The 16,898-nt window shown below is 70.9% G+C and carries 22 protein-coding genes; 2 read left to right on the top strand and 20 right to left on the bottom strand.

Going from position 1 to position 16,898, the window contains the following annotated elements:
* Positions 1-42: 42 nt before the first annotated feature.
* A complete protein-coding gene (locus LUM46_RS22590; RefSeq protein ID WP_274997276.1) occupies positions 43-861 on the top strand; it encodes an HAD family hydrolase in 819 nt (272 codons plus the stop codon).
* On the opposite strand, the gene LUM46_RS22585 is transcribed toward LUM46_RS22590, so the two are convergent.
* The 14 genes from LUM46_RS22585 to LUM46_RS22520 all read right to left on the bottom strand — a co-directional run bounded on the left by LUM46_RS22585 (position 858) and on the right by LUM46_RS22520 (position 14,003).
* A complete protein-coding gene (locus tag LUM46_RS22585) occupies positions 858-1,145 on the bottom strand; it encodes a hypothetical protein (RefSeq protein ID WP_274997275.1) in 288 nt (95 codons plus the stop codon). The two genes, LUM46_RS22590 and LUM46_RS22585, sit on opposite strands and share 4 nt — an antisense overlap.
* Before the next feature lie 124 nt (positions 1,146-1,269).
* Positions 1,270-1,743: a hypothetical protein gene (locus tag LUM46_RS22580; RefSeq protein WP_274997274.1), complete on the bottom strand. Its 474-nt coding sequence runs from the start codon at positions 1,741-1,743 to the stop codon at positions 1,270-1,272.
* A gap of 3 nt (positions 1,744-1,746) precedes the next feature.
* The gene (locus LUM46_RS22575) at positions 1,747-2,559 is read right to left on the bottom strand and encodes a M15 family metallopeptidase (protein WP_274997273.1); all 813 of its coding nucleotides are present in this window, start codon (positions 2,557-2,559) and stop codon (positions 1,747-1,749) included.
* Between the two features lies 1 nt (position 2,560).
* Positions 2,561-3,304, bottom strand: coding sequence for a collagen-like domain-containing protein (locus tag LUM46_RS22570; RefSeq protein WP_274997271.1), 744 nt, complete (start codon positions 3,302-3,304; stop codon positions 2,561-2,563).
* Positions 3,297-3,623, bottom strand: a complete 327-nt coding sequence (locus LUM46_RS22565) for a hypothetical protein (RefSeq protein ID WP_274997269.1) — start codon at positions 3,621-3,623, stop codon at positions 3,297-3,299. The genes LUM46_RS22570 and LUM46_RS22565 overlap by 8 nt, the downstream gene beginning before the upstream one ends.
* 23 nt (positions 3,624-3,646) lie before the next feature.
* Positions 3,647-4,507: a PI-PLC domain-containing protein gene (locus LUM46_RS22560; RefSeq protein ID WP_274997268.1), complete on the bottom strand. Its 861-nt coding sequence runs from the start codon at positions 4,505-4,507 to the stop codon at positions 3,647-3,649.
* Positions 4,504-6,585 (bottom strand): hypothetical protein, encoded by a 2,082-nt coding sequence (locus tag LUM46_RS22555; RefSeq protein ID WP_274997267.1) that lies wholly within the window; start codon positions 6,583-6,585, stop codon positions 4,504-4,506. The genes LUM46_RS22560 and LUM46_RS22555 overlap by 4 nt, the downstream gene beginning before the upstream one ends.
* A gap of 10 nt (positions 6,586-6,595) precedes the next feature.
* Positions 6,596-7,606 carry a hypothetical protein gene (locus LUM46_RS22550; RefSeq protein WP_274997266.1) on the bottom strand — a complete coding sequence of 337 codons (1,011 nt, stop codon included), beginning with the start codon at positions 7,604-7,606 and terminating at the stop codon, positions 6,596-6,598.
* The gene (locus LUM46_RS22545) at positions 7,606-8,790 is read right to left on the bottom strand and encodes a Gp37-like protein (RefSeq protein ID WP_274997265.1); all 1,185 of its coding nucleotides are present in this window, start codon (positions 8,788-8,790) and stop codon (positions 7,606-7,608) included. The genes LUM46_RS22550 and LUM46_RS22545 overlap by 1 nt, the downstream gene beginning before the upstream one ends.
* Complete coding sequence (locus tag LUM46_RS22540; RefSeq protein WP_274997264.1) at positions 8,787-9,737, bottom strand: hypothetical protein; 951 nt, start codon at positions 9,735-9,737, stop codon at positions 8,787-8,789. The genes LUM46_RS22545 and LUM46_RS22540 overlap by 4 nt, the downstream gene beginning before the upstream one ends.
* Before the next feature lie 10 nt (positions 9,738-9,747).
* The gene (locus tag LUM46_RS22535) at positions 9,748-12,384 is read right to left on the bottom strand and encodes a phage tail tape measure protein (protein WP_274997263.1); all 2,637 of its coding nucleotides are present in this window, start codon (positions 12,382-12,384) and stop codon (positions 9,748-9,750) included.
* Positions 12,385-12,519: 135 nt separating this feature from the next.
* Positions 12,520-13,077: a DUF7426 family protein gene (locus LUM46_RS22530; protein WP_274997262.1), complete on the bottom strand. Its 558-nt coding sequence runs from the start codon at positions 13,075-13,077 to the stop codon at positions 12,520-12,522.
* Complete coding sequence (locus LUM46_RS22525) at positions 13,077-13,592, bottom strand: hypothetical protein (protein ID WP_274997261.1); 516 nt, start codon at positions 13,590-13,592, stop codon at positions 13,077-13,079. Before LUM46_RS22525 ends, LUM46_RS22530 begins: the two co-directional genes overlap by 1 nt.
* Before the next feature lie 3 nt (positions 13,593-13,595).
* Positions 13,596-14,003 carry a phage tail terminator protein gene (locus tag LUM46_RS22520; RefSeq protein ID WP_274997259.1) on the bottom strand — a complete coding sequence of 136 codons (408 nt, stop codon included), beginning with the start codon at positions 14,001-14,003 and terminating at the stop codon, positions 13,596-13,598.
* Positions 14,004-14,057: 54 nt separating this feature from the next.
* Here LUM46_RS22520 and LUM46_RS22515 point away from each other — a divergent pair, with 54 nt between their 5' ends.
* Positions 14,058-14,261: a hypothetical protein gene (locus LUM46_RS22515; protein WP_274997258.1), complete on the top strand. Its 204-nt coding sequence runs from the start codon at positions 14,058-14,060 to the stop codon at positions 14,259-14,261.
* Here the strand turns inward: LUM46_RS22515 and LUM46_RS22510 are convergent.
* The 6 genes from LUM46_RS22510 to LUM46_RS22485 form a co-directional block, all read right to left on the bottom strand.
* Positions 14,258-14,590: a hypothetical protein gene (locus tag LUM46_RS22510; protein ID WP_274997257.1), complete on the bottom strand. Its 333-nt coding sequence runs from the start codon at positions 14,588-14,590 to the stop codon at positions 14,258-14,260. The genes LUM46_RS22515 and LUM46_RS22510 overlap by 4 nt on opposite strands.
* 9 nt (positions 14,591-14,599) lie before the next feature.
* Positions 14,600-14,914, bottom strand: coding sequence for a hypothetical protein (locus LUM46_RS22505; RefSeq protein ID WP_274997256.1), 315 nt, complete (start codon positions 14,912-14,914; stop codon positions 14,600-14,602).
* Complete coding sequence (locus LUM46_RS22500) at positions 14,911-15,336, bottom strand: hypothetical protein (RefSeq protein ID WP_274997255.1); 426 nt, start codon at positions 15,334-15,336, stop codon at positions 14,911-14,913. Before LUM46_RS22500 ends, LUM46_RS22505 begins: the two co-directional genes overlap by 4 nt.
* Before the next feature lie 177 nt (positions 15,337-15,513).
* Positions 15,514-16,020, bottom strand: a complete 507-nt coding sequence (locus LUM46_RS22495) for an Ig-like domain-containing protein (protein ID WP_274997253.1) — start codon at positions 16,018-16,020, stop codon at positions 15,514-15,516.
* Positions 16,021-16,037: 17 nt separating this feature from the next.
* Positions 16,038-16,472, bottom strand: coding sequence for a hypothetical protein (locus tag LUM46_RS22490; protein WP_274997251.1), 435 nt, complete (start codon positions 16,470-16,472; stop codon positions 16,038-16,040).
* An 11-nt stretch (positions 16,473-16,483) separates the two neighbouring features.
* Positions 16,484-16,843, bottom strand: a complete 360-nt coding sequence (locus LUM46_RS22485; RefSeq protein ID WP_274997249.1) for an endonuclease VII domain-containing protein — start codon at positions 16,841-16,843, stop codon at positions 16,484-16,486.
* Positions 16,844-16,898 lie beyond the last annotated feature (55 nt).

The following is a 16,898-nucleotide window of genomic DNA, read 5'->3' as shown; positions in this document are numbered from 1 at the left end:
AGATCCGCCCTCGATCGGTTCGGTGTCAATAATCTCCACAGCATGACCTCAGCGACGCCGCAGCGGACCGCGCGGCCCACGGAACTCACGGCGCCGGCCCTCGTCGCCTGCGACATCGACGGCACCCTCCTGGACACCGGGCATCCGCCCACCGTGGCCGTCCGTGCTGCGGTCGAGCGGGTCCGCGCGGCCGGGCACCACATCGTTCTGGCGACCGGCCGGTCCCTGGTCGGCGCGCTGGACGCCGTCGACGTGCTCGGCCTGGACGATGTGTGGGTGGTGGCCAGCAACGGCGCGGTCACGGCGCACGTGACGGGGCGTGAGTACAGGGTCACCGACCTGCATGAGGTCGAGCCCGAGGCCGCGGTCCGCGTGGCCGTGGAGGCGATGCCTGGCATCCGGGTCGCGGCGGAGCTCGTCGGCGTCGGGTACCGCGTGAACATCCAGTTCCCCGACGGTGAGCTGAACGGCGAGCAGCACAGCGTCGACACGCTCGAGGAACTGTGGGCGGATGCGACGCCGCGGCTCGCCCTCTACGGCCCGGCCGCCTTCGGGCTCGCACCGATCCTGCGCGCCATGAGCCTGACGGTGATCGAGACGCGGCCCGACTGGCTCGACGTCACCCCGCCGGCCCTGTCGAAGGCGACCGCGCTGGACAAGGTGCGTCGCCACCTCGGCATCGAGTACCGCGCGACAGGGGCCATCGGCGACGGCGAGAACGACCTGGAGATGCTGCGGTGGGCCACCCAGTCCATCGCCATGGGTCACGCGCCCGCGCACGTCCGGGCCGTGGCCGACCGGGAGGCCGGCACCATCGACGACGACGGCGCCGCGGAGGCCCTGCTCTCGCTGCTCGGCTAGCGCCGGCGGACGTCGGACGCGTGGATCCACGCGCCGTGGATGGTCAGCCGGTGGTCGAGCACCTCGACGAGCACGAGCCGGCCGAACCAGGCGTACGCCGTCGTGTCGAGCAGCTCCAGACCGTCGCTCTCCCACACGAGCCGGGCGGTAACCGGGACCGGGATGCGGCAGTCGCGCTGGCGGCCGCGCGGCGGGATCTCGAACGAGTTGAGGATCTCCTGCCACTGGTCGCGGTGAGCGTCCCAGCTGTCCAGGCTGGAGTCACGGAAGGCGCGGCCGGTCACATCCTCATTATGCAACGTGTGTTCGAAGGCGGGCACAGCAAAAGACCCCCACCGCGCGAGGCGGTGGGGGTCTCTTCGACTACTGGGATGTGGTCGTGCGCAGCCTACTGCGGGGGTCTGACAGTCAGAGCCTCCGCACGATCTCCGACTCGCGGACCTCGTCCTGGTGGCCGGTCCGGCTGAACACCTGGTACGAGGCCATGCGGGCACCGGGGTTCATGATGATCGCGCCGACGGTGACCTCCGTGCCGTTGACCAGCTCGACGACGTCGCCGGAGTTGTAGGTGGGCATCGGGTAGCCCTGCTCGTACGTCGGCGCGGAGCCGAGGGACAGCACCCGCTCGAGCAGACGGTCCACCGCGGGGATCGCCATGATGCGCGCCAGGATCGCGGACACGACAGCGGCCGCGGTGGCGATGCCGGCCAGGACCAGGCGGAGGTTATCGGGAAGCGCGTCGCCCGACTCCTCCATGATGATGCCGACGACCTCCGGGACGACGAGCAGGGCCACGAGCAGGCCAGGGAGCCAGACCTGGACGAACGTGCGGACCGCGGCGCGCAGAGGATGCTGCTGCTGCGTGGTGGCGGGGGTGGTCATGGGTCAGGCCTCCGTGCTCAGGGTGATGGTGATGTTCTTGAACGCGTCCGCCAGGAGGCGCTCGATCGTCTTGGGGTCGACGCCGACAGATCCGGCCAGGGTCTTCATGCCCTCGACCAGGAGTCGCTCGCGGGCGGCGGAGGCGCGCTGGTGCTTCAGGTCAGCCTCGCGGCGGGCCTCCATGTCCTCCTCCAGGCGCCGGACGACCTCCTCGGTCTGGTTGACGTTGTGGAACATCTGCCTCTGCTGCTTCTCGGTCAGGTCGGCCATGAATCCTCCAGTGCTGGCGGGAATGAGGGTGGGGGTGGCGTTCTTCTGGGTGTCCTTGGCGGGGTTGTAGACCAGGTGCCAGGGTTCGCGGATCGAGCCGCGGCCCTCGTCGTCGGTCCAGCCGTGCTTCTTGAGGATCGCGATGGACGCGACGCGGCGGGGGTGGCTGAAGTTGCCGACACCGCCGAAGTCCACGACGTCGACCGCGAGGCCCCAGCCGTGGTTCGAGGTGCCGGGCGGCGCGGCGTGCGCGGTGCCGGTGAAGACGTACGGCACGCCGTTCCAGTAGCAGCACACGCGGTCGCCCGCGCCGGCTCGGCGGTGACGCTGGAGGTAGAACGTGACCTGTTCGGCGTAGGACCGGTTCCACCCCCGGACCGTGAGCACGACCCCGGTCTTCGCCTTCACCTCGGCGCGCGCGCGGTTATACGACTCGGCGGCGTCGAGGCGGAGCACGGCGTTGCCGTAGTTGTCGCCGTCGAGCGGGGCCAGGATCGAGGCCGGGACGTTGCCGTTCGTGTAGGTCTTGCCGGCGTAGGTCGCCATGTCAGTCTCCAGGCGTCGGGGGCTCGGGGGTCGGCGGATCGATCACGGGCGGGGGCGTCAGGCTCCGGCATGCCAGGGTCACGGCGCCGTCGTCCGCCACGGTGAAGCCGCCGACGTACTCGCCGTCGGGGCAGGTGTAGGTGCCGGGCCGCGCGGTGCCCTGAGGCCCGCGCGCGCCCCGAGGGCCGGGGGTGGTGGAGTCGGCACCAGGAGGACCGGTGGGTCCCGGCGGACCTGCAGGCCCCTGTGCGCCAGGCGGGCCAGGCGGACCACCGGGCCCGGTGGCGCCATCCATGCCAGGTTCACCCGCCGGACCGGCGATGCCCTCGGGTCCGCGTGGACCCGGCTCGCCGTCAGGTCCGCGCGGGCCGGTCTCGCCTGGCGGTCCCGTGCGCCCCTGCGGGCCCCGTACGCCGGCCGGGCCGCGCTCACCTGGGACTCCGGGCGGGCCCTGAGCCCCAGCGGGGCCGACCTGCGGCGCGCCCTCTTCGACAACCTCGTCAGCCTCCTTGCAGAGGTCGTGGTCCCCGACGTCGAGCGAACCGCCGGACTCGCACCGCTCCTGGACCTGCTGCGCCAGGGACACGGCCGACTGCTCTGCGATGTCGGCGCGCTGCTGCGCTCCCCACCACAGGCCGAGGTTGACCACCAGGGACGCGGCCAGGAGCGCGACAATCGCGACGGTGGCCCAGAATCGGCGGGACTTGACCCGCAGGACTTCGTTCACGCGCTGGGTCTCACTCACTGCGAGCCTCCTGTGCCTGCCGCCGGAACTTCTCACGGTCCTCCTCGGCTGCCCACCGCAGCTTGCGCTCCGCCTCGAGCTCACCCAGGACCCTCGCGTTCGACTCTTCGAGCCTCGTCAGCTTGGCGCTGACCGTCTGCATCTCGGTCGTGTGCCGGGTCTCCATCGCCGCCAGCTCCGTCATGTGCCGGGCCTCGATCGCGGCGACGTCGTCGCGGTACTGCTTGCGGTCGAGATGGTTCTGCCGCATGAAGTAGACGATGACGGCGAGCAGTGTGATGCCGGTGCTGCCCGCGGGCACCAGGCTCAGGATGTCCACGTGGCTCCCTGTGGTGGTGAGGGTCAGATGACCGGTGAGCCTTGGATGGCGCGCACGCCGGAGCAGGAGATGCCCACGGCGCCCTTCGACAGCGCGGTGGTGCGCTGCTCTGCGGTGGCGACCTCGCGGCCCAGGACGGGCTTGCCGTACGCGAGCACGGTGTCCCAGTCCGCCTGGCTGGCGGCGTACGAGAGGCCGAGCATCGACCACGCCGAGCCGTGGTTGGCCAGGCTCCCGTTCGTCACGTCGTCGCCGTGGAGGGTTCCCCACGAGGCGATGCCCCGGAGGGTGGCCGCGTTCGCCACCATGGAGCCCGTCACGGCCCACTTCGCGACCAGACGCTCACGAGGGACGTACTGGAGGACCAGGTCGAAGAACTCGTTCAGGATCGCGGGGTTGCCGACGCCCCACTTCGGGTCCGTGAAGATGACGTGCGACTCGGCGTATGGCGGCAGGAGCTCCTCGAGCCGGAAGTACGGCTGGTCCCCGAAGCCGGCGTCGCCGCCCGCCGGTGCCTTGTTCGGGTAGGCCTTGACCTGCTCCCACGTGAGGGTGTTCGGGTTGATGTCGACGCCCGAGGTGCGCAGCATCGTCTCGTCGTGCATGCCGAACCACACGCCGTCGAGCGTGCGCCGGAACGAGAACTCCAGCGCGGGCACGTTGCGGAGCGCGCACTCGGTCGCACCGCGCAGGGTCATCTCCGCCCAGTCCTTGTACCCCGCCCGCTGAGCGAGCATGAACCCCGGGATGGTCAGGAGGTCCGCTACCGACCGCGCCCCGCCCGGGACCACAGCCGTCGCGGTCGTGGGCAGCTCCTCCGCCCCGTTCCACACGGCCGTGGTCGTGGGCAGCTCGTTGGTTCCGTCCCAGATCGTCAGGCTCATGTCGCCGTCCTGATTGCGACCACCTGCGACGCGCCGGACGCGACCGAGGACGCGGCGGTCACGAGGTGCTGCGCGAGGTCCGTGGTCGTCGTGACCATGGCCAGGGTCAGCGTCGTGCGTGTTGCGTCGGTGCCGTCCACGTTGCCCTGCTCGAAGATCTTGGTCAGGGTGCCCACGTTGACCGGGATGAGCGCGTTCGGCGTCGGCCCGTTCAGGTTCGTGACCGACAGCACCAGGGCGCCGGCCGACCCGGGCAGGGCGGGGACGATCATGTCCGACCCGTTGCGGGTGCAGTCCGTGCCGTTCACGAGCACGGGAGTCGCCAGGTCCGCGCTGGTCACCCGGAACATCGCGCTGACGTACCGGCCGTTCGTGATCGGGAACAGCTGCGCCTCGGTCGGGACGGTGCCGGTGACCGGGAACCCGTAGATGCCCGTGGCCCGGTAGTCCCCGAACGTGGACAGGCGCTGGAGCGTCACCCAGCCCGCCGGCGGTGTGATCGCGCCGCCCGTGATGGACGTGGTGACGACCGCCACCAGCAGGTCTCCGACCACAGTCCCGGCGGGCACGGCAAGGGCCGCGGTGCCGCCCTCGCCGCGTGCCGATGTCATCGTGCTCGTGACCACCTGGGCGGCGGTGACCGGCTCAGGCGGCGGGGTGCCAGCCGACCGGGCGACGAGCGTCCACGCGGGGGTGGAGACGGGCACGGGGTCCGTCTCGTTCAGCAGCAGAATGTTGCCGCCGCCCCCGCCGTTCGCGAGTTCGTCCAGCTCGGCCTGGAGCCCGGTGATGGACGAGATCGGCTGAGCACCGTAGTGCCCAGCCCGGTCGCGGGCCTTCTGCAGGGTCGAGGCCGCCGACGTCGCGATGGCCGTGTCCACGGCCGCACGCTGGTAGTACCGCATATCGCCGCGCGCCTGGGTGAGGTACTGCGGGTGGTCATCGTTGCCGAGGCCGGAGAGGTCGCCGTGCTTGGAGACGCCCGTGCCACTGGTGGGGATGACGACGTTGCCGCTGGCGTCGGGCCCCTCCCCGTTCACCGAGCGGACGAACTTCATCTCGATGTGCTCGGAGACAGACGCGTTCGGGGTGCCCACCCAGCGGTTGCCCACGTAGGTGGTGCTGGGCGAGTCGCCGTCGAAGTGGTCGGGGACCGCGGCCTGGTCGATGGAGACCAGAGCGCACGTCACGTCGATGACCTGTCCGACCGACTGGCTGCCTGCCGGGAACTGCGCGGCGACGCGGATCTCGTTGAAGTCTGCGTGGTTCGTGACGACCCCAGACCTCCGCTCCCAGGCGTTCGCCGCGAGCGAGGACGACAGAGCGCCTTGCGCACCACCGGCAGCCACGCCGTCGAGGTACGAATCCTTGCGGACGCTGATGCTAGGGACGGCCGCTGAGGAGCGGACGTAGATCGCGAGGGCGACGGACTTGCCGGAGAGGACCAGAGGGACCGTGAAGTTCGCGGTACCGAACGTCACGTTTCCGGTACTGACCGACTCGATCACGTAGCGCGCGTACGTCGTGACCCGCGTCCCGTCCGGCAGGACCGGGCCATCCGTCGCGCCCGTGACCATCGTCTCCGTGGCCGCGCCGCCAGTAGCCCTCATCCAGAACGCGCCAGTCGTCGCGCGCGGGTCCGGCACGCAGTTCCGCGTCGTGATGCCCAGGTCGACCCACTGACGCAGCGCGCCGACGTCGGACGCTGCGGCCGTGGATGCTGCGGCGGATGTGGATGCGCTGGTGGCGGAGGCCTCGGCAGAGGTGGCGGCATTCTGCGCACTGTCCCGCAGGACGGCCTCGAAGTTGACCGGGCCCCTGGTGCCCGAGCTGATGTCGTACCAGTCGAGGTACAGGTCGGCCGGCGTATCGGTGTCGATCCACACGGTGGGCGTGGCGATGTTCGGGGTCACGATCACGATCGAGTCCGGAATCACGGCTTCGGTCTCGTCGTAGATCGGGAACGGCGTCGTGGTGTCGCGGACGACGATCTGGAGTTCATGCCCGACGAGCTCGGGCCGGAGATTGCCGGTGGCGATGTCTTTGACCTGGGCCTGGTCAATGCGGTATGGCAGCATCAGGTCCCCCTTAGACGGTGTAGTGGGCGTGGACGCGGAAGGTGTCGTCCGGGCCCGGGGTCCCGGTCACCGGGCCGATGTGTACCGTCGGCGCGGTGGACCAGAGGTAGACCCAGCCATCCGGGTCGATCTCGACGCCGGCGTGGTACGGCTGACCGAAGCGGCTACGGATCGTGGCAGCGGCGGGCACGACCCGGCTCGGTCGGTCCGCAGGGTGCAGGCGCATGATCCGCAGGCCGCCAAGCGCGCCGTTGGATCCGGAGGTGAAGTCGCTGTTGGCGCGGCGGGCGATCCCGATGAAGTCCCGGTCGCTTCCGTCGCGTTCCATCCGACACCCGGACTGGCGCTGCCAGTTGTCGCCCGCTTCCTGCGTGGCGTCGGTGCTCGTGAGCACGGTCGGCGGCCGAGACTTCTCCACCCAGGTGGGCGAGGAGTCGCTGCCGATCTCGCGGGACCACTCCACACCGTCCTTCGTGGCGGTGTAGCCCAGTGGCGCGTTCGGCAGGGTGCCGGCGGCGCGGACGTAGAGGTGGCGACCGACCCGGATGCGACGGTCCGCGACGAGCGTGGGCTGCTGGCCCTGCTTCCGGTTGATCTCGAACAGCACGAGATCCTTCGTGCCGCCATAGGCGTCGTTGACCAGGGACGGAGCCTTCCCCGACCCCTCGACGCCGCCGATCCGGTGGATCCGCACCGGGCCCGGCTCACCCACGAGCCACGCGGCGCTGTACCGGCACACGATCAGGTCGGTGCGCCCGACGGCGGAGTTCGACGAGACCGGGATGTCGACGCTCTGGAACGTGTCCTCGCCGATGAAGATCGGGTAACCGCCGACCATGGCGACCGAGTCCTGGGTCGTGGACCCGATCAGCGCCTCGGTGCCCGAAGAGGGCAGCACGAGCCGGAACGCGGACCCGTCGTAGTCGTTGACGATCCCCGCGTCGTCCGCGTGCCCGATCTGGAACTCGTCGGACGTGTAGTCCAGGTCGATCTTCGGACCGGACACCTGTACCTCGGCCATCAGCGGCTCCTTTCCATCTTCGCGATGCGCAGAAGCGCCTTGTTCAGGCGCGCGGCGCCCTTGTTCGAGCGCCGCTCCGCGCCTGGTGTGCCGATGACCAGCGACGGCTTGCCCGACTCGCCGCGGCGCACCTTCGTGATGACCTCGCGGATCGTGTTGTCCGAGACCTCGTGGGGCAGGTCGGGGATCTCGACGCCGACGCGGGAGCCGACGTTGTAGTCGCGGCGGTAGCGCAGGTCCCCGCCGGCCGAGACGGTGAACTCCACCGACGTCGGAGTCGCGCCCTCGGCGAGCTTCTCGTTGAGGGCGTCGAGGATCTGGGCGGTGTCGTCGGTCTCGCTCTGGTCGACCAGCACCTCGGTGCGGCGCTTCCACAGCGAGATCGCGGCGGCCGAGCTCACGCGCGTGGCCTGGCGCGCGACCTTCTCGTTCGCGTCGAAGCCGATCGCGTCGGTCATCTCGGGGTCCGCGAGCGTGTAGCCCCATCTCTTGAAGTAGCCGGCCGCGCGGGCGACCCCGGGGGACCCGAAGACGACGTCGGCTGACAGGTCCTGGACAGTGTCGATCTTCATCAGGAGCCGCGGCGTGCCGGTCGCCTCGTCGTGCACGATGCGCACCCGGCCCCAGCCCTCGCCCAGACCGGCCACGAGGTCGCCCAGCTTCTCCATGCGGGCCTTGCGCGTCGTCGTCCCGCCGCGCCCCAGGGACACCGGCAGGACGAGCTGTGCGAGGCGCCGGGAGGCCACGAGGGCGTCCGGGCCGAGGTTGTCCGCGGTGTAGCCCAGGATCAGGTCCTCGCGGGAGTCCGTGCGCGTGTCGTACGCGGTGGCGAACGTGCTCGGCGTCGAGGTCAGGGGGTGGGCCGGGTCCGGGTAGCACAGCCGCGTCCACAGGTCGCGCGTGTCCTCGACGAACCCGACCGTCATCGTGTCCTGGAGCCGGTTGCCGGCGTACTCGGTGCGGCGGTCGAAGAGGCGGGCCTGCCCGGAGGCGACCTGGTAGTCGCCGTCGTGCAGGATGCAGCCGGTACCCGCGGTGAACACGCGGAGCACGGACGAGGGGCCCTCCAGCACCCAGGTGCACGGCTGGTTGTACCGCTCGACGAGCTCGAGCTCGGTCCAGCCCGCGAGCTGAGCGTGCGTGCGGCCGAGGTCGGCGTCGCGGGGCGTGATGCGCCAGGTCACCAGAGCCCCCTGTGCAGTCCGCGCCACGTCATGCGCAGCCGAGTCGCCGCGGTGGCACCGGGGATCGTCGCCGTGATCGTGGTCGTGCCTTTGCCGAACGGTTCGTAGCGGGAACCGAGGGCCACGCGGCCGGCAGCGAGTACCCCGTTCACGCGGATGCTCGGCCGGCGCGGGTCGGTGACGATGCGCATGGTCTCGTCCGAAGCCAGGCCGAGAGGCACCTCGATGCGCAGGCCGTTGGACCCGACCAGCAGCACCGAGGTGCCAGGTCCGACGATCTCCAGCGTGGGGAACAGGGGGACCGCGGACAGGAGGTCGACGGGCGTGGCACCGTTGAGGCGCCCGGACGCGGTGATCGCGAGCGTGCCCCAGGGGCGGCTCGTGCCCGTGCTCGCCGACAGGAACGGGCGCGGTGTGGAGATCAGCCGGAACTCGGCGTCCTCCTCGGTGGGCTCCTGGGCGAACGGCATCACGGCCACCAGGTCCAGGACCCGGTTCTGCCGCACCTGCGATGGCTGCCCGTCATCCTCGAGCCCGCCGCGATAGGTCAGGTCCAGGTGTCGCGTGCCGTTCGGGGAAGCGGCCACCAGGCGGAAGTTCCCGTCAGGGCCGACACCGTTGGTGGGGTCGGTGATCTCGCGCAGCCGCTCGATCGCGCCCCAGGTCTCGACCCAGTTGCGGCCGCCGACGGTCACGGGCAGGAGCACGTCGCGCTCCGTGGTGTAGACGTCCTCGACGGTGGCGCCGGCCATGCCGGGCGAGGTGCCGGTGAGCACCTCCACCGGTGGCACGCCGAGGCCTGTGGCATCCGCTCGCCAGCGGACCGGGCCGCTGGACAGGTCGACACGTTGCGACCCGTCCAGCGACTCCAGCCACATGATCACGTCAGGCGTACGCACCGGGGTGACGACCGGCGGCCGAACCGAAGCCAGAACGTAGGGGTTCACGCGAGACCTCCTAGTTCCACAGCTCGAGCAGCTCGGCGCGGCGCTGGGCGCGCGTGACCGACCGGACCGCGGCGTCGCCGCCGTAGTTGTAGACGTTCGCGTTGTAGGTCCTCGACGACGGCGTGGCGTTCCCGCCCGACGACATGAGCGCCGCCGTCTGCGCGGCCGGCACGACCGTCCCGGCCTGCGCGAACCGGACCAGCTCCGGCCCCTCCTCGCCGACGAGGACCGTGCCGTACTCAGGACCGACAGGGCCGCCCGACGCGCGCTTCGTCACGTACTGCGACGGCCCCTCCCCGATGACCTCGAGGATCGAGGTGATCGTGACGGTCTTCTGCGACGGGATGGCGTCGATCTCACCCTTGATCCCCCGCGCCTTGGCGGAGGCGTTGTCCTGGAGGTTGGCCTCGGTCAGGACCTTCTCCGGGATGAGCCCGTACTTGTCGGCCAGGCGGTTCGCCTCGGCGCCGGTCAGACCCATGGCCGTCATCTGGTCCACGAACGCCGCCCGGGCGGACGCCACGCGCCCGCGCAGCTCCTTCTGGCCCTCGCCGGCTGCGGCCGCCGCGGACACCTGCTCGTAGAGGCCGTCGCGCACCGCCCGGACCTGGCCATCCAGGCGCTTGCCCGCCCTGGTGGTCGTGTCGAACTGGCCGTTGAGCAGCTTGACCTGCAGCTGCGAGCCGTCGGCCGCGTACCCGACGCCGGAGATCTCGCCGGCCAGCCGGTTCGTGGCGTCCGACAGAGCGGCGTTATCGATCAGGCCCGAGCCCAGGTCGTTCAGCTTGTCCTGGGCAGGGTCGAGCCCGTTCTCGATGAGGTTCTTGCGGATCGCCTCTGCCGACACCTCGGTGCCCTTGTCGAACTTCCAGAGGTTCTCGACGGCGCCGTCCGCCCATTCCCGGAAAGCCTTGGATTCCTGGTCGCCGGGCAGCGCCTTGTCGACGGCGACGGCCATGTCGGCCAGCCCGTCGATCAGGGGGACGAGCGACCCGCCGAAGTCGCCGAGCGCCTCCGTGCCTGCGGCCGTCCCCTCGACGATCGCGCGACCGAAGTCGATCGCCCCGTTGGCTGCGTCGAACAGGAACGTGACGACGGCTTCGCGGTTCTCCGACACGAAGGTCGCGAACCCCTCGATCTGTGGCGCGAACGCATTCGCCAGGGCGCCCTTGATGCCGTCGGCGGCGACCTCGATATTGCGTTGGGCCATGGCGATCGTGCCCGCCGTGTTGCCACCGAGGGTGCTCAGGGCGTTGGCTGCCGCTCCGTCCAGGTCCTCGAACCCCTTGGCGGCAGTGTCCAGGTCCATCGCGAACAGTGCGGCGCCCAGGTCCTCGGCCTGGGTGCCGAACAGAGCCACCGCCGCGGCGTCCCGCTTGACCGGGTCCTCGATGGCACGTAGCCCATCGAGCGTCAGGTCCAGTGCGTCGCGGGCAGTCTTCCCGCCCTTGCCGATCGCGCTGGACATGTCCGCGGCGGACAGGCCGATCGCGTCGAAGCCCTCCTTCGTGAGGTCCGACCCGTCGACCGCGCGGATCGCAAACTCCTTGAAGGCGTCCGCTGCGATGTCGGTGTCGCGGGCGCCGGCCTGCACGCCCTGCGACAGGAGGCCGAGCACGTCACCGCCCTCGAGGCCGAGCTTCTGCCACTGGATGGAGTACTCGTCGAGCGTGTCGAGCCAGTCCTCGGACACGTTCAGACCGGCCTGCTGGCCCTTGACGATGATGTCGAATGCCTGCTCGGCGTCCTTCGCGAGGCCCGTGCGCAGGAGCTGCTGCGCCGACCGGGTGACGCGCGGGATTTCCTCGCCCAGGATGTCGGACACGCCAGACAGGGACTCGATGATCGCCTGCGCGTCTCGCTCGGTCGCCTGCGGGTCCAGGAGGCCGGACTGGATCGCGGCGCGTGCCGTGTCCATGTTGGCCTCGATGGACTCGCCCCAATTTTGGGCGTACGCCTCACCCGCCGCTTGCCCCAGGCGCCCGACAGTGGCCTCGTCCAGGCCGGTCGTGGCGGCGAGCCGGTCCGCCCGCACCTCGACGGCCAGGCCCTCCTGAAAGCCCTGCACGACGGCGTCCCCGGCGGCCTTCGCGATGGCGACCAGGGCACCCGCGATCGGGATGCTGACCAGCGCGGCCACGATCCCATCGGCCATGTTCTTGCCCGACCGGCCACCGCCGTCGGCGCCGGCGTCGGCGGCCTTGTTGGCCACGTCGTCCAGCGCCTGCTCGGCGGGCGCCGTGTCGGCGTCCACCACCATCTCGGCGCGCAGACCCTCCAGCGCGCGCAGGCGCTGCTGCGCGGTGCCGAGCTTGGCCTCCGCCTTGGCGATGTCGGCGTCGACCTCGGGCGAGGTCTCCAGGCGCTCGAGCACCTCGAGCTCGCGCGAGATGTCGCCGACCTTGCCCTCGGCCTTGGTGATGTCGGCGTCGATCTTCGGGTCATAGTCGCGCGTCGCGAGCTTGTTGCCCTCGTCGTCGACCTGGCCCATCTTGGCCAGCACGTCCTGGACGTCGCCGTCGACCTGGACCTTCGGCTTGGCGTTCTCCAGCTGCTTGCTGCGGGTCTCGACGTGGTCGGCGACCTGGTCGAAGCCCTTCGGGTCACCGGTGAACTGCGACTCCAGGACGGAGACGACTAGCGACATGCGGTCACCCCCCGAGGGCCTTGCGCAGGCGTGAGTCCGGCTCGGCGAGGAGGCGGAAGATCAGTCCGCGCAGCGACGGCCATGGCTGGTCGAAAATCTGCGCGGGCATCAGTCGGTAGATCGCCGCGAGGTCGGCTACGACGAGGGGCCAGCGGGTGAGGATGTCCCACCAGTCGACGGCGCGTCCGGGGCCTTTGCCGCCGGCTTGGGCGACGCGCTCCGGCGGGGCCTCGTACCACTCGTAGAGGCCGGTCTCTTCGTCGTACTTGCCGCGTCCGACCTCGTCCCAGTCCTCGGCGCTTTCGAGGGCGCCTTCGCTTTTGGGCCCTTCTCACCGGCTGCCGCGGCGTCGATGTACCGCTGTGCCGCCGCCTCGCCCTGCACCCACGCCACCAGCGCGACGGTGGCCAGGTGGGAGCGCACGGGGATCGGCACGTCGTCGGCCTCCATGCGGGCCGCGACGTCCTCGCCGAATATCAGGACGTCCTGCGCCTCGTCGCCGATCGCATCCGCGACAGCTGCCTCCCGCTCGGCACCGTCGGGCCTGCCGAGCGCGGCCAGGAGGCCCGCGCACCGCAGACGCCGCGCGGGCCCAGGCGCGGGGATGACGTACTTCTCCCCGCGCCACGGCAGCGTGATCGAGTCCTTGGCCTCGACGGCACCGAGAAACTCGGTCAGGCCGGAGAGCTCCATCAGGCGGGAACCCGGCCGACGAACGGGTTGCCGGCCAGGCGCGTGGCTGGGCCCTTGCCGGTCAGGGTGACGGCCCAGCGCTCCGTCTGGCCGTCGTCGACGGGGGCGATGGCCACGGTGGCCAGACCCTCCCAGGCGCCCCGGGGGTCGCCCACCGTGCCCTCCTTCGGAGCGTGGTAGAACCGCACCCGCACGACGGCGTCCGTGCCGACAGCGTCGCCGACGGCGGCGTCGAGGATCTCGTACTCGTCCACCAGCTCCTGGGTGGCCTTGACGCGCGCGGGGATGACCCGGAACGCCAGGGTCCAGTTCCACGCCGAGACGTCCTGGTTCGTCGAGCCGAGGTCGTCGTTCGTCTGGGCGTTGTCCAGGACCGGCGTGAAGGTCTTCACCACCTGGTCGGCGCGGCGGATCGTGATGAACGCCGGTGTCGTCAGGTTCGCGCCCCAGATGTCGATCAGGTGCTCGTACCGGCGGGCGTACTCGGCGGTGTCGGGGAGTGTGGAGTCGTACATGGGTCAGCCCTCCGGGGTGACGAGATAGTTCAGGGTCAGCTCGGTGCGGCGGTTGCCATCTGCGCCGAGAGGAAGCGGGCCGGATGCCCACTCGGACGAGAGCCCCTGCGTGCGGGGCATGCGGGCCAGCACGGCGTCCACCGCGTCGGCGAGGTCGTCGGCCGACTTGGTGTCGTCCGGCTTGCCGCGCACCCGGACCTGGACCAGGCGGGCGCCGCGGTGGCTGTCGTTCGTCAGGGCGCCGGTGCCGCCGTAGCGGGTGATGCCCACGGCCTGGTTCGGGGTGGTGCCCAGCTGGCCGTAGAAGATGGCCACGTCGTTGGCGCCGACAGTCCCGGCGGGGTTCCACACGCCGACGTCGGCTGCGTCGAGAATCTGCGCCAGCGCCACGATCAGCTCGGAGTCCTTCACGGATCACCCCCCGAATTCCTGGCGCCGTGCGTGCGGGCGCGCGACCATGCGGACATGAAGAACTGGAAGAGGTGGGCCATCTGGGGCCCTGTCGCCGCCTGGGTGCTGCTCGTGGCGGCGATGATCGTGTCCGAGGACGTGCTGCTCGCCGTCGGGTGGACCACGCCCGTGTTCCTGCTGTTCCTGGGCGTGCTGGCGGTGTTCGTCGCCGCGGCCGTAAAGTACCTGCGGCAGCCGGCGCAGCGCCGCGAGGACTAGCCCAGCCGGCGGCGGATGGCGGCCGCCATGATCTCCTGGGCCTCGCCCTCGATCTCCGCGGACGCCAGCTCGAAGAACTTGGCCTGCCCGTCGTCGTGCCGCAGCGTCAGGTCCTCGTGTTGCTTGGCGGCGTACGGCAGGTCGTTGGTGACCGTCGCCAGCAGGTCGTCCGGGGTGGCCGGGTCGACGGTGTGCGCGCTGCGCAGGTCGCCGTACTCCTTCGGCGTCTTGGGTGTCGCGACGGCGCGGTGCCGCTCGGCCTGCAGGGTCAGGCCCTCGGCCATGGCCTCGCGGGCGAGCCTCTTCATCTCGGCAGCAGACATGACCATGGCGGCCTCCTACTCGAGTGCGAGATCCACGCCGTCCAGGTCGGGGTCGCCGGTCTTCGGCTGGCTCCTGGTGATGACCTGCCGCTCGACGTCCTCGCCGGGCAGTTGCACGAGCGAGCCGGGCGGCGCGACGGTGCCGACCGGGCAGTAGACGGTCGCGGTGGACACGACCTCGGCGCCGTCGGGCCCGCGCACGAGTCGCGAGGACTCGTCCACCAGGGCCCCCACCTCGACGGCCGGGGCGTAGACGTTGCCCATGCCGCCCGAGCCCGTCAGGGCGCGGATCGTGACCGCCTGGTTCTCCCACTCGGCGAAGATGCTCATCCCTGCGCCGCCACGGACTTGCACAGGCCGAGGGCGGCCAGGATCTGCACGGCCGTGTCGGCGAGGTGGGTGGTGAGGTAGCCGCGCTGCTTGGCGTCGCGCTCGTACGTCGCGTACTGCACGTCGCGCGGCCCGTACTTCTTGGCCGCGACGACACCGGACTGTCCGGCGCCGGCGGCGGTCGGGTCGATCCCGGCGGCGACCCAGGCGTCGACCTGGGCGCACGTCGCGTCGCGGAATGCGGCACGGACCACCGTGTTGCTCGGGTACCCCTCGGTGTCCGTGGCGTACAGGGCGCTACGGGTCTCCTTGGCCACGAGCAGCGAGGCGTGGAGCAGCAGCTTCCCGGCGTTGGCCGGCGCGGGACTGATCGACCAGGGGGCCTCGGCCAGGTCGGCCTCGGCGGCGTAGACGAGGACCATGGGCACCTCCGGGGTATTGGTGGGCGGGCGCAGGAGGGGTCGTCGCAGGGCCCGAAAGACCGGCTAGAGAAAGCCCCTGCCCACACCTTCGCGCGAGTTTCACGTGGGTTTGCCGGCGCGCGTTGACGCCCGCCCACCAAGCTGGGCGCGGGCGGAGGGAAGTCCGCCCGCGCGGTCTCAGGCAGCCGTGACGGTGATGGCTGCGGTGTCGGTCTCGCCGCGGTAGGCGCCGGTGATGGTCGCCGAGCCAGCGGCCACGGCGGTCACGAGGCCTGCCGCGTCCACGGTCGCGACCGCGGCGTCCGACGTCGTCCACTCCGTGTCGCCGGTGACGACCTGGGTGGTCGTGGTGTCGAGCAGCGTGGCGGTGGCCGTCAGCTGCTCGGTGGCGCCGGCCACGACCGAGGCCGCGGCCGGGGTGACGGCCAGGGACGCGATCTCGCCCTGGAACGCCATCATGTGCGACGTCTCCGCCGCCTCCTGCGTAGCGGCCGTGCCGGACACGTCGCCCGGGGTGATCGGGTGCATGCCCTGCGAGCCGTGGATCTCGGGGGAGATCACGGTCGGGCCGTGCGGGTTGCCGAGCTCGCCCGGCTCGCCCGCGTTCGTGGGCGGCAGGAAGTCGTCGGCCCGGGGGTCGACCGCGGCGTCACGCAGCTTGGTGCCGACCTGCTCGTCGGTCACGGTGCGAGGGTCGAGCGTCACTGGTCGTCACCGCCCTTCTGCTGGCCGCTGTCGCCCTGGTTGCCATCGCCCTGGTCGCCCGTGGGCGGGGTGCCGGCGGGCGGGTCGGCCGGGGTGCCGGCGATGGACTCGAGGAGCGTCGACCGGTTCTTGCCAGCCGTCTCCGCCTCGAAGATGCGGCGAACCTCGGCGTCGTGCGCGTCCGGGTCGCTGCTGTCGAGGCCGTCCAGGTAGGCCCGGACGTCGGCGACGGAGTGCTTGGCGGGGTTGAACGGTCCATCGTGCTCGACCGTCGTCTCCACCGTGTAGCCGCGGCCCTCGAGGTACGCCTTGAGGCCCTCGGACAGCGGCTCGTCGCTCTCGGCGACGCCGTCGTTGAACTGGAGCGCCGTCGGGCCGAACACGGTTCGCTCGCTGTAGCCCTTGACGGGGCTGGTGATCTTCGTGGACATGAGAGTGATCCTCACTTGGGAGCGGTTGGCCCCCGGTGTTTGTGTAGGAACTGAATCGCGTGCTCAAGGAGCGCGATGTCGTCGTCTGCCACGCCGAGCAGCCGGTTGCATCGGTCGCAGAGCAGCGCCCGGACCTGGCCTGAGCGGTGGCAGTGGTCGACGACGAGAGGGCGTCGGGCGTCCGGCTCCCCGCATACGCCGCATCGGCCTTGCTGGGCCTCGACGAGAGCGTCGTACTCGGCGGAGCCGATCCCGTACTTGCGTCGCAGGGTGCGGTCGCGCTGCTGGACGTGCATGCACTCCTTGCAAGCGGAGTGCCGTCCGTCTCGTTTGCGCGGCTCGGTCCAGAAGTCGTCCAGGGGCTTGGTCACGCCGCACTTCGAGCACGGCTTCTCCCTCGCCCCTTCGACGTATCGGATGACACGC

Source organism: Promicromonospora iranensis, from assembly GCF_028994805.1.
In the GTDB taxonomy this organism is placed as follows: domain Bacteria; phylum Actinomycetota; class Actinomycetes; order Actinomycetales; family Cellulomonadaceae; genus Promicromonospora; species Promicromonospora iranensis.
Note: the sequence above shows the minus strand (reverse complement) of the source record. Positions and strands in the feature narration are given on the sequence as shown.

Coding starts and splice junctions, on each gene's coding strand:
- LUM46_RS22500 (WP_274997255.1), bottom strand. CDS start 15,336: ATGGTCCTCGTCTACGCCGCCGAGGCCGACCTGGCCGAGGCCCCCTGG.
- LUM46_RS22590 (WP_274997276.1), top strand. CDS start 43: ATGACCTCAGCGACGCCGCAGCGGACCGCGCGGCCCACGGAACTCACG.
- LUM46_RS22550 (WP_274997266.1), bottom strand. CDS start 7,606: ATGGCCGAGGTACAGGTGTCCGGTCCGAAGATCGACCTGGACTACACG.
- LUM46_RS22525 (WP_274997261.1), bottom strand. CDS start 13,592: ATGTACGACTCCACACTCCCCGACACCGCCGAGTACGCCCGCCGGTAC.
- LUM46_RS22580 (WP_274997274.1), bottom strand. CDS start 1,743: ATGACCACCCCCGCCACCACGCAGCAGCAGCATCCTCTGCGCGCCGCG.
- LUM46_RS22555 (WP_274997267.1), bottom strand. CDS start 6,585: ATGCTGCCATACCGCATTGACCAGGCCCAGGTCAAAGACATCGCCACC.
- LUM46_RS22505 (WP_274997256.1), bottom strand. CDS start 14,914: ATGAGCATCTTCGCCGAGTGGGAGAACCAGGCGGTCACGATCCGCGCC.
- LUM46_RS22515 (WP_274997258.1), top strand. CDS start 14,058: ATGAAGAACTGGAAGAGGTGGGCCATCTGGGGCCCTGTCGCCGCCTGG.
- LUM46_RS22575 (WP_274997273.1), bottom strand. CDS start 2,559: ATGGCGACCTACGCCGGCAAGACCTACACGAACGGCAACGTCCCGGCC.
- LUM46_RS22510 (WP_274997257.1), bottom strand. CDS start 14,590: ATGGTCATGTCTGCTGCCGAGATGAAGAGGCTCGCCCGCGAGGCCATG.
- LUM46_RS22560 (WP_274997268.1), bottom strand. CDS start 4,507: ATGAGCCTGACGATCTGGGACGGAACCAACGAGCTGCCCACGACCACG.
- LUM46_RS22535 (WP_274997263.1), bottom strand. CDS start 12,384: ATGTCGCTAGTCGTCTCCGTCCTGGAGTCGCAGTTCACCGGTGACCCG.
- LUM46_RS22530 (WP_274997262.1), bottom strand. CDS start 13,077: ATGGAGCTCTCCGGCCTGACCGAGTTTCTCGGTGCCGTCGAGGCCAAG.
- LUM46_RS22490 (WP_274997251.1), bottom strand. CDS start 16,472: ATGTCCACGAAGATCACCAGCCCCGTCAAGGGCTACAGCGAGCGAACC.